This is a genomic window from Roseateles sp. (assembly GCF_036486225.1).
Taxonomy (GTDB): Bacteria; Pseudomonadota; Gammaproteobacteria; order Burkholderiales; family Burkholderiaceae_C; genus Roseateles.
Genome location: NZ_DASVNZ010000324.1, coordinates 1 through 3,468 on the forward strand (window position 1 = coordinate 1; position 3,468 = coordinate 3,468).

The 3,468-nt window shown below is 70.8% G+C and carries 3 protein-coding genes; all 3 read right to left on the minus strand.

Annotated elements, in window-relative coordinates; translation table 11 throughout:
- Positions 1-170: 170 nt before the first annotated feature.
- Positions 171-1,352 (minus strand): acyltransferase family protein, encoded by a 1,182-nt coding sequence (locus VF536_RS21150; RefSeq protein WP_331616854.1) that lies wholly within the window; start codon positions 1,350-1,352, stop codon positions 171-173.
- Positions 1,349-2,638, minus strand: coding sequence for an MFS transporter (locus VF536_RS21155; RefSeq protein WP_331616855.1), 1,290 nt, complete (start codon positions 2,636-2,638; stop codon positions 1,349-1,351). Before VF536_RS21155 ends, VF536_RS21150 begins: the two co-directional genes overlap by 4 nt.
- Before the next feature lie 130 nt (positions 2,639-2,768).
- Positions 2,769-3,468, minus strand: a 700-nt coding sequence (locus tag VF536_RS21160; RefSeq protein WP_331616856.1) for an N-acetylmuramic acid 6-phosphate etherase, incomplete at its 5' end; no start/stop codon positions are given.

A 3,468-nucleotide genomic window follows, 5' to 3' on the forward strand; every position in this document is an offset into this window, starting at 1 on the left:
GGGGCGTCGTCGGGCGCCGGGGCCGGCAGCGCGGGCAGGGCCTGCGGCCGGGCGGTGCTGCAGCCCGAAAGCGTCGTGCCCAGGGAACCGAGCACCGGGGCGGCCAGGGCCGCGGTCATCCACTGTCGTCGTCGCATCGAAGGCTCATCCGGCGGCGCCGCAGGGGCCGCTCACACTTTCACGATCCAGCCGCGTCGCCACATCGCCCACGCGACGCCGTAGAACACCGCCACGAAGCCGGCGGCGAACAGCAGCGACGCGAAACGCGGATCCACCGGCAGCGCGCGCAGCGGCGCGAAGAGCCAGGCCTTGAGCGTGACGCCCTCGGCCACGTGGATCAGTCCGAGCAGCCGGGCCACCAGGCCCGACAGCGCGAAGAGGAACAACGCGTTCACACCGAACACCACCAGCGGGCGCAGACGTCGCGCCATCGCGTCGCGCATGCGCGGCAGCGGCGCGGCATCGAGCAGCCAGTAGAACACGCCGAACACCAGGCACCCCCAGCCGGTCGTGAGGAAAACGAAGGCGGGCGTCCAGAGATTCTTGTTGATGGGCAGGGTCCAGGCGTCGAGGACCTGCGCGATCCACAGGCAGGCAAGACCCGACACCAGGAACCAGGTCGCCTTCTCGCCGGGATCGCGGCCGCGGTGTGCCAGCCAGCGCCCCGCGAGCAGGCCGGCGATCTGGCTCGCGACGGCGGGCAGGGTGCTCAGCAGGCCTTCGGGGTCCCAGGTCCTGCTCTTGGCCCAGAGGTGGCCGCCGAGCAGCGTCCGGTCCAGCCAGGCGCCGACGTCCTCGCCCGGCTGCAGCGAGCCGCGATGCCAGACGCCTGTCGCGTCGGGCACGGCGACGAAGGTCTGGACCAGGCCGTAGCCGAGCAGCAGACCGACGAACCACGCCAGCTGGGCGCGCCAGCCGCACCACAGCGCGATCGGCGCGACCAGGATCGTGATCAGCCCCAGCCGCTGCAGCACGCCGGGGATGCGCAGCGTCTCGAAGTGGAAGAACGGGAAGAGGTTGAGCGCCAGCCCGATGAGGATGATCGTGGCGCCCCGGCGCCACATGTGGCGCAGCAGCACGGCGCGGTCGGCGGCCTGGCCGCGTCGCGCCAGGCTGAAGCTCATCGAGATCCCGCTGATGAAGACGAAGAAGGGGAAGATCCAGTCGGTGAAGGTCCAGCCGTGCCACTCGGCGTGCTCAAGCGGTGCGTAGAGCTGCGACCAGTCGCCCGGGTTGTTGACCAGCAGCATGGCCGCGATCGCGAAACCGCGGAAGGCGTCGAGGGACAGCAGCCGGTCCCCGACCACGCCCATGCCGCCGAGGCCGCTGCCGCCGGTCCGGGACGTGTTCACGCGCCGGCCTCCTTGCGGCCGAAGCCCTCGGGGATCCTGATCAGCGCGGTCATGACCAGCGAAGGGATCGTCGCGATCAGCACCCACGCGAAGAAGTGCGGGTAGCCGAGGTGATCCTGCAGCCAGCCGCTCCACATGCCGGGCAGCATCATGCCCAGCGCCATGAAGCCGGTGCAGATCGCGTAGTGGGCGGTCTTGTGGGCGCCCTCGGCGACCAGGACCATGTACATCAGGTAGGCCGTGAAGCCGAGCCCGTAGCCGAACTGCTCGATCGCCAGCGCCGCGCTGATGACGGCGAGGCTTCCCGGGTGGGCATAGGCCATGGCCAGGAACACGACGTTGGGCAGGTGCATCGCAAGCACCAGCGGCCAGAGCGCCTTCTTCAGGCCGACGCGCGAGATGATCCAGCCGCCGAGCAGGCCGCCCAGCGTCAGCGCGATCAGGCCGACGGTGCCGTAGGCCAGGCCGACCTGCTTGTTGCTCAGTGCCAGGCCGCCCTTGTCGATCGGGTCCAGCAGGAAGGGCGTGGCGAGCTTCAGCAGCTGCGCTTCCGGGAAACGGTAGAGCAGCAGGAAGCCCAGCGTCACCGCCAGGCCGGGCTTGCGGAAGAACGCGGCGAAGATCCGGAAGAACGTGCCCGGCGCGCGCTGCTCGCGCGGGAGGGGGACGTCGACGGCCGGGCGCGGCAGGCGCCACAGGTGATACGCCGCGAGCAGCAGGAAGGCCCCGGCGAGGACCGCCATCACGCCCTGCCAGGCCAGCACCCAGCTGTCCCCGCGGTCGTGCAGCTCGCCGGCCAGCCAGACCAGGCCGCCCTGGCCGCCGATGTTGGCGACGCGGTAGAAGGTCGAGCGCACGCCGACGAAGGCGGCCTGCTCATGCTTCTCCAGCGCGAGCAGGTAGAAGCCGTCGGCGGCGATGTCGTGCGAGGCCGAGGCGAAGGCCATCAGCCAGAGCACCGCGAGCGACATCTGGAAGGCGCGTTCCATCGGCAGCGTCAGCGCCACCATCGCCAGCGCCGCACCGACGGCGAACTGCAGCGTCACGACCCACAGGCGTTTGGTGCCCAGCATCTCGACCAGCGGCGACCACAGCGGCTTGATCACCCAGGGCAGGTAGAGCCAGCTGGTGTAGAGCGCGATGTCGGTGTTCGAGATCTCCAGGTTCTTGTACATGATGACCGAGAGCGTCATCACGACCACGTACGGCATGCCCTGCGCGAAGTACAGCGTGGGCACCCAGCGCCAGGGGCCGCGGGCGCTCGGGGAAACGGGATCAGCGTGCATGGCGCTCAGTGTCGATGCAAACCGGACAGATGCCGCATCGGGGATTGCAGCGCTTGCGGGAGAGGACCGTCAGGGGGCCGTGCGGGGACCATTCGAAGCGCGTGAGCGAACGGCGATCGGAGCGCGACGTTCAGCGTTCGGCCAACGCCGCGCGCACGTCGCCGTCGTGCCGCGCGAGCAGGGCCTGGGCGCTGGTCGCGTCCAGCTGGCGCAGCAGCATCACGGTGGCGGTCTTCACGTGGAAACCGCATTGGTCGAGCGCGGCGCGCGCGGCGGCCTCGTCGGTATCGGCCGCGCGCATCGTCAACGCGACGGCGCGCCGGACCAGCTTGGCGTTGGTGGCCTTCATGTCCACCATCAGGTTGCCGTAGACCTTGTGCAGCTTGACCATCAGCGCGCTGGAGAAGGTGTTCAACGCGATCTTCTGCGCGGTGCCGGCCTTCAGCCGCGTGCTGCCGGAGATCACCTCGGCGCCGGTGTCCAGCAGGACCGGGTACTCGCCGGCGGCCAGCGCGCCCAGCACGTAAGGCGTGTGGCCCGAGGCGGCGATGCCGATCACCACGTCGTCCGGCGTCGGCGCGAGCGCCTCGATGTCGCGGCGGCCTTGAGGCTCGTCGTCCTCCGCGCCTTCGACGGCGACGAACATCGCGCCCTCGCCGCCGGCCAGCACGGCGACCGCGCGTTCGCGCGGCCACGAGAAGGTGGGGACGAGCTCGACACTGTCCAGCACGCCCAGCCGGCCCGAGGTCCCGGCCCCGGCATACAGCAGCCGACCACCGGCGGCGATGCGCGGCAGCGCCGCGTCCACCGCCGCGGCCAGCGCGGGCGCC

Excerpts from the sequence above, each read along its gene's own strand:
- VF536_RS21155 (WP_331616855.1), bottom strand. The coding sequence starts at position 2,638 with ATGCACGCTGATCCCGTTTCCCCGAGCGCCCGCGGCCCCTGGCGCTGG.